Raw genomic sequence first — 6,477 nt, forward strand, 5'->3', positions numbered from 1 at the left:
ACCGGGGCGATCGAACAGCACGGCCCGCATCTGCCCTGCTCGGTGGACAGCGTGATATCTTCCGGCGTGGCGGGCCATGCCCTCGCCAGGCTGCCGGCGACGATCCCGGCCGCATCTGCATTTTCCCGGCACCCTGACCCTTAGCGGCGATACGCTGCTGCATACCCTGCTGGAGATTGCCGAATCTCTCTATCGGGCCGGTTTTCGCAAGCTGCTGATGATCAACGGCCACGGCGGCCAGCCGCAGATCCTGCAGATCGCCTGCCGGGAAATGCGCCTGCGCCACGGGGATTTCATCGCCATCCCCCACGACGTGTTCAACGTGCCCAACTGCGAAAAACAGTTTCTCAGCCCGCATGAACAGCGGATGGCGATGCACGCCGGGCATAGCGAAACGGCGCTGATGCTGGCGCTGGCGCCGGAGTGCGTCCATATGGAACGGGCCGTCGCTAATTTCCCCCCGGAATTCCCCTGCCCAACCCTGTCGAAAGGCCGTCCGGCGGCGGCGTGGGCGTCGTATGACTTTGGCCCCAGCGGGGTGATTGGCGACCCGACCCCGGCGACGCGGGAGCAAGGCGAAGGGCTTCTCGACTCCCTCGCCGCCAGCTGGGCGCAAGCGATCATCGAGATCCACCGCATGGCCTGGGTCGAACGTCGCGAACCGACCTGGGGCAAACAGCACTGGCACGGCTTTGTGCAGTCCCTACCACCTTCTTTCGCTGCTGAATCCAGGGAGCCCTGATGAATACCAGATTGACGCCCGTTTTTACCCTGCTGACCGTGGCCGCCCTCGCGACCTCAGCCTCCTGCTTCGCGGCGGAGAAGTTTACCTTTCTCACCAACTGGTATGCCCAGGCCGAACACGGCGGGTTTTACCAGGCCCAGGCCACCGGGCTGTATCAACACGCCGGTCTCGATGTCGAAATTAAAATGGGCGGCCCGCAGATCAACGTCATGCAGCTGATGGCGGCCGGTCAGGCGGACTGCACCCTTGGCGACAACGGCCAGGCGCTGGAGACCTGGCAGGCCGGGGTGCACGCGGTGACCGTCGCCACCGTGTTCCAGCACTCGCCGACGGTGTTTATCACCCATGACAAGGTGGAGAACCCGGCGGAACTTAAAGACAAAACCTTCCTGCTCGCCACCGAGGCCTATACCTCCTTCTGGCCGTGGGCGAAAAGCGAGCTGGGTCTGGCTGGCAGCAAAGTGCGCCCCTATACCTTTAACGTTCAGCCGTTCCTCGCCGATAAAAACCTGGTGCAGCAGGGCTACGTGACCTCGGAGCCGTTCTCCGTCGCCAAAGGCGGGCAGCCGTTCTATGTCTATCCGCTCAGCGACTGGGGCTACCCGCCCTACGGCAACTCGATTATCTGTATGGCCGACACCATCCGCAAACGTCCGGCGGCGGTGGCGGCCTTCGTCAAAGCCTCCATGGAAGGCTGGAAAAGCTACCTGCAGGATCCCGCCCCCGGCAACAGCCTGATCGGTAAAGCAAATCCGCAAATGGGCGCCGAGCAGATCGCCTTTGGCATTGCCCAGATGAAGCAGTACCAGCTGGTGACCGGCGGCGATGCTAAGACCGGCGGCATCGGCATCATCACCGAGCCGCGGCTGAAGAAAACCTGGGACATGCTGGTGAAAAACAAACTGATCGACGCCAGCAAGGTGCCGTTTGAGCAGACTTACACCCTTGAGATGGTCAAAGACGCCGGAGTGATGCCATGAATACCGCCCCGAAACTGACCGTGATGAGCGATACCCGCTTTATACCCGCCGCTGCCACCCCGGCCATCGAGGTGCTGTCGGCGGAGAAAATCTACAGCAACGGCACCCGGGCGCTGCTACCCGTCAACCTGACCATCAATCAGGGGGAGTTTATTACCCTGCTCGGCCCGTCCGGCTGCGGTAAAAGCACCCTGCTGAAGATGGTCGCCGGCCTGGTGGAGCCCAGCGACGGCAAGCTGATGCTGTGGCGGCGCGACAGTCGGGAAAAGGCCCAGCATCCGCTGTCGTTCGTCTTCCAGGAAGCCACCCTGATGCCATGGAGCAGCGTGCGTAATAACGTCAGGCTGCCGCTGGATCTGGCCGGCGTGCCGCGGGCGGAGGGCAATACCCGGGTGAATGAAGTCCTTGAGCTGGTGGGCCTCGGCAAGTTCGCCGACGTCCTGCCGCGCGAACTCTCCGGCGGCATGCAAATGCGCGTCTCCATCGCCCGCGGCCTGGTCACCCGCCCAAAGCTGCTGCTGATGGATGAGCCCTTCGGCGCGCTGGATGAAATTACGCGTAACAAACTCGACAGCGACCTGCTGCGTCTCTGGCAGGAGCAGAACCTGACGGTAGTGTTCGTCACCCACTCGATCCACGAAGCGGTGTTTCTCTCCCAGCGGGTGATCATGATGGCGGCCCGTCCCGGACGGGTGGTCGAAGATATCGCCATCCGCGAGCCGTTCCCCCGCAGCGAGGCGTTCCGCGTCAGCCCGGCCTTTTCCCTGTATGCCCGTCAGCTGCAGGACAGTCTGTTGCAGGCCAGCCAGTCTGGTATGGAGCCATAATATGAAAACCACAACCGCAACGCCGTGGATCCAGCATCCGCGTTTTCTCAAAATTCTCTATCCGACCCTCGTCGCGGTGGCGATGGTGCTCCTGTGGCAGGGCGCAGTGAGCTATTTCCGTATCCCGGCCTTTCTGGTGCCGTCGCCGCTGGTGATGCTGGAAAGCCTGTGGACGCATCTCACGCCGCTGCTGCTGGCGCTGCTGTTCACCCTCAAGATCACCCTGATCTCGTTTCTGCTGTCGATTGTCATCGGCGCCGCGGTGGCGTTTATCCTGGTGCAGAACCGCTTTGTGGAAACCGCCCTGTTTCCCTACATCGTGTTTTTGCAGGTGACGCCGATCGTCGCCATCGCCCCGCTGATCATCATCTGGGTGAAGGATGCCACGCTCTCGCTGGTGGTGTGCGCCACCCTGATGGCGGTGTTTCCCATCATCTCCAATACCACTCAGGGACTGCGCAGCGTCTCCCCCGGCCTGCTGAGCTATTTTCGCCTCAATCACGCCAGCCGCTGGCAAACGCTGGTGCGGCTGCGTATCCCCTCGGCGCTGCCCTATTTCTTCGGCGCGCTGCGTATTTCCAGTGGGCTGTCGCTGATTGGCGCGGTGGTGGCGGAGTTTGTCGCCGGGACCGGCGGGACCAATACCGGACTGGCCTATCAGATCCTGCAGGCCGGCTACCAGCTGGATATCCCGCTGATGTTTGCCGCGCTGCTGCTGATCTCTCTCGCCGGTATCGCGCTGTTTGGCGTGATGTCCTGGGTTTCGCGCCGGGCGCTTAGCGCCTGGCATGAAAGCGAAGCCGTGCAATCTCATTAATGTTCTGCTGACGAACAGGAAAAAGAATGATGACTGATGAACAGCGTCAACACGCGGTCGCGGCGATCCAGCAGGCACTCCCGGCGCTGGAGTGGACCTTACAGCCGGCGAAGATCAAACGGCTCTCCCGCGATTTTCACTGGTTCAGTCCGCTACTCACCGAGCAACTGGCGGGGAAACAGGCGGACGCGGTGGTTCGCCCGCGCGATGAAGAGGAGCTGCGCCAGCTGGTCTGCGCCTGCGCGCAGCACCAGCTGCCGCTGACCCTGCGCGGCAGCGCCACCGGCAACTATGGCCAACTGGTCCCCCTCGAAGGCGGGCTGCTGGTGGATATGACCGGGCTCAACCAGATCGTCGCCCTCGGCAACGGCACAGTGAGGGCCCAGGCCGGCATTCGCCTGGCGGACATCGAAACCGCCGCCCGCCAGACGGGCTGGGAGCTGCGCTGTATGCCGTCGACCTATCGACTGGCGAGCCTGGGCGGTCTCTACGGCGGCGGGTTCGGCGGCATCGGCTCCATCAACTATGGGCCGCTGGCTGCGCCCGGCAATGTGCTCAGCGTCAAAGTAATGACCGTCGAGCCGGTCCCCCGCGTGCTGACCGTCCCGGCTCCCGAAGCGCTGCTGCTGCATCACGCCTACGGCACCAACGGCATTATCCTGGAGGTTGAGCTGGCGCTGGCGCCTGCGCACCAGTGGATTGAACGTCTGGACGTGTTTGACGATTTCGCCGATGCGCTGAACTATGCCAACGCCTGCGTCCGCTCGCCGGGGCTGGTGAAGCGCCAGGTGGCGCTGCTGGCCACGCCGATCGCTGACTATTTTAGCCACCTCAACGATCGTTACCGCGCCGGGCAGCATGCGGTTATCAGCCTGATCGCCGAGGAGAGCGAAGGACTCTGCGCCAGCCTGTTAACGCGCCATCGCGGGAGCAACGCCATCCGGCAGGCCAGCGACGAGGCCCGGACGCGCAACGGCTCGTTAATGGAATACTGCTGGAACCACACCACCCTGCATGCGCTCAAGGTGGACAATACGCTGACCTATCTGCAGACGGCGTTTGATCCGCTGCGCTATCCGCAGCAAATTTTACAGATGGAGCAGCACTTCGCCGGGGAGGTGATGTCCCATATTGAATTCCTGCGCGATATCGAGGGCAATCTCACCGCCAGCGGTCTGCAGCTGGTGCGCTATACCACGCCCGAACGTCTTAACGCCATCATGCAGATATTTCGCGACAACGACGTCAAGATTAACAACCCCCACGTGCTGCAGGTTGAGGACGGCAAACAGGGCGTGATTCGTCCCGACGTCGTGGCGGTGAAACAGTCTCTCGACCCGGCGGGATTGCTTAACCCCGGCAAGCTGCGCGGCTGGGCGCTGCGCGACCAGCTGGAACTGGACGGCAACCCGCTGGCGCGGGCCACCCGCGAAAGCCCCACGACCTGATGGTCCCCGGTCCGGTTGGGCGCTAACGGGTCGCTGGCCCGTTGCCGCCCAACCTCATCCTGCGCCGGACAGTCCCGCCATATGGACGATAAGCCCTACTGCGGCGGCGGCGGCCAGTACCCAGGTCAGCTTCCACTTATAACGAAACAGCAGCCCGGCGGCGCCCAGGGCTATGGCTGCGGACCACGGGTCGAAACCGGATGGTCCCCAGACGCTATGCCAGATAAAAAACAGCGCCAGATTCAGGATAACGCCCACCACCGCGGCGGTGATGGCGGTCAACGGCGCGGTAAATCCCACCTTATTATGGGTCGTTTCAATAAACGGCCCGCCGGCGAGAATAAAGATAAACGAGGGTAAAAAAGTAAACCATGTCACCAGGCACGCCGCCGCAATGCCCCCCAGCAGCACATCATCGACGCCCAACACCGCTTTGGTGTAGCCGCCGACAAACCCGACAAAGGTCACCACCATGATCAACGGTCCGGGGGTCGACTCCCCAAGGGCGAGGCCATCCATCATCTGCCCTGCCGTCAGCCAGCCATAGTGGGTCACCGCCCCCTGGTAAACATAAGGTAGGACGGCATATGCCCCGCCAAAGGTCATCAGCGCGGCTTTGGTAAAGAACCAGCTCATCTGGGTCAGCGGATGCGCCCAGCCCAGCATTAGCGTCAGGGCGGCCATCGGCACCAGCCACAGCAGCATCCCGGCGATCAGCACCTGAGAGGTGCGCCGCCAGCTGAAAATGGCATGGGCCGGGATCGGCGTCGTGTCATCAATGATGGCGGCTCCGCCAGGGTGACTCTGCGCACGGTGGGCGTCGGCTTTGCCGAATATCGTCGGCGCCAGCCGTCCGCCGATAAAACCCACCAGTGCCGCGGCGAGGACGATCAGCGGAAAAGGAACGTTCAGCGCAAAAATAGCGACAAAGGCCGCGGCGGCGATGGCCCAGTAGGCGCCATTTTTNNGGGTTTGATGCCATAAAAAACCCCCGCCACCACCGCGACATCTCCCCAGACGAGGTAGATCCACGCCAGCGCGATGAGCAACACCAGCGAGGGCAAGATAAACAGCACCCCGGCGATGACGCCTCCCCAGGTTTTATGCATCAGCCAGCCGATATAGGTCGCCAGCTGCTGAGCCTCCGGGCCCGGCAGGACCATACAAAAGTTGAGCGCGTGCAGGAATCGCCCTTCCGAGATCCAGCGTCGGTTATCCACCAGCTCCTGGTGCATCATGGCGATCTGCCCGGCAGGCCCGCCGAAGCTGATGAAGCCGAGCTTCAGCCAGAAGCGAATTGCCTGCCAGAAGGGGACGGAAGCGACGACGGAAGGGCTGTCACTCTGCGGAAGAACGACCGTTTTGCTCATGATTACCAGACCTCATTTCACAGGACTTCAGTAAGCCGTCGAACAGCGAGCAGGCTGCCGCCAGCAGTTGGTCATCGTCCGTAATGGTTTCCCGCAGCCCTGCCAGAATGCTTTCCACCCCCGCCGCCTCCGGGGTCGGTTCCCCACCGACGTCCAGGAAGTGGATCAGCCGCCCCAGGGCGTCGGGGATCGCGGCCTCCAGAGCAAAGCGCCGGACCAGAACTTCGAAGGTCACCCGCGTGCCGACGTGGCTGAACGGCGCCCCGTCAAAATCAAAACCGACCGCCGTC

General features: G+C 62.7%; 5 protein-coding genes and 2 pseudogenes. 5 read left to right on the forward strand and 2 right to left on the reverse strand.

The annotated features are described in order from the left end of the window. The 5 genes and pseudogenes from KHQ28_RS26595 to KHQ28_RS26615 form a co-directional block, all read left to right on the forward strand. Window positions 1–742 (forward strand): annotated as a pseudogene (locus KHQ28_RS26595) (creatininase family protein); the annotation flags it as partial. Further along, window positions 742–1,725 (forward strand): ABC transporter substrate-binding protein, encoded by a 984-nt coding sequence (locus KHQ28_RS26600; RefSeq protein WP_002908130.1) that lies wholly within the window; start codon window positions 742–744, stop codon window positions 1,723–1,725. The pseudogene KHQ28_RS26595 and the gene KHQ28_RS26600, both read left to right, overlap by 1 nt. Continuing rightward, the gene (locus tag KHQ28_RS26605; RefSeq protein ID WP_032418872.1) at window positions 1,722–2,552 is read left to right on the forward strand and encodes an ABC transporter ATP-binding protein; all 831 of its coding nucleotides are present in this window, start codon (window positions 1,722–1,724) and stop codon (window positions 2,550–2,552) included. Before KHQ28_RS26600 ends, KHQ28_RS26605 begins: the two co-directional genes overlap by 4 nt. 1 nt (window position 2,553) lies before the next feature. Beyond that, window positions 2,554–3,369, forward strand: a complete 816-nt coding sequence (locus KHQ28_RS26610) for an ABC transporter permease (protein ID WP_004145364.1) — start codon at window positions 2,554–2,556, stop codon at window positions 3,367–3,369. A gap of 26 nt (window positions 3,370–3,395) precedes the next feature. Continuing rightward, a complete protein-coding gene (locus KHQ28_RS26615; protein WP_017879852.1) occupies window positions 3,396–4,817 on the forward strand; it encodes an FAD-binding oxidoreductase in 1,422 nt (473 codons plus the stop codon). 54 nt (window positions 4,818–4,871) lie between these two features. Here the strand turns inward: KHQ28_RS26615 and chrA are convergent. Together chrA and KHQ28_RS26625 are read right to left on the reverse strand one after the other, a co-directional pair. Continuing rightward, window positions 4,872–6,187: pseudogene (gene chrA, locus KHQ28_RS29645) on the reverse strand (chromate efflux transporter). Then, window positions 6,156–6,477 (reverse strand): chromate resistance protein ChrB domain-containing protein (locus KHQ28_RS26625; protein ID WP_211777742.1); only part of this gene is annotated, 322 nt, incomplete at its 5' end. The pseudogene chrA and the gene KHQ28_RS26625, both read right to left, overlap by 32 nt.

The organism is Klebsiella sp. 28, assembly GCF_018223905.1.
Taxonomy (GTDB): Bacteria; Pseudomonadota; Gammaproteobacteria; order Enterobacterales; family Enterobacteriaceae; genus Klebsiella; species Klebsiella pneumoniae.

What these genes read in the sequence shown, in the direction of transcription:
- KHQ28_RS26600 (WP_002908130.1), top strand. Translation starts at nt 742, where the DNA reads ATGAATACCAGATTGACGCCCGTTTTTACCCTGCTGACCGTGGCCGCC.
- KHQ28_RS26605 (WP_032418872.1), top strand. Translation starts at nt 1,722, where the DNA reads ATGAATACCGCCCCGAAACTGACCGTGATGAGCGATACCCGCTTTATA.
- KHQ28_RS26615 (WP_017879852.1), top strand. Translation starts at nt 3,396, where the DNA reads ATGATGACTGATGAACAGCGTCAACACGCGGTCGCGGCGATCCAGCAG.
- KHQ28_RS26610 (WP_004145364.1), top strand. Translation starts at nt 2,554, where the DNA reads ATGAAAACCACAACCGCAACGCCGTGGATCCAGCATCCGCGTTTTCTC.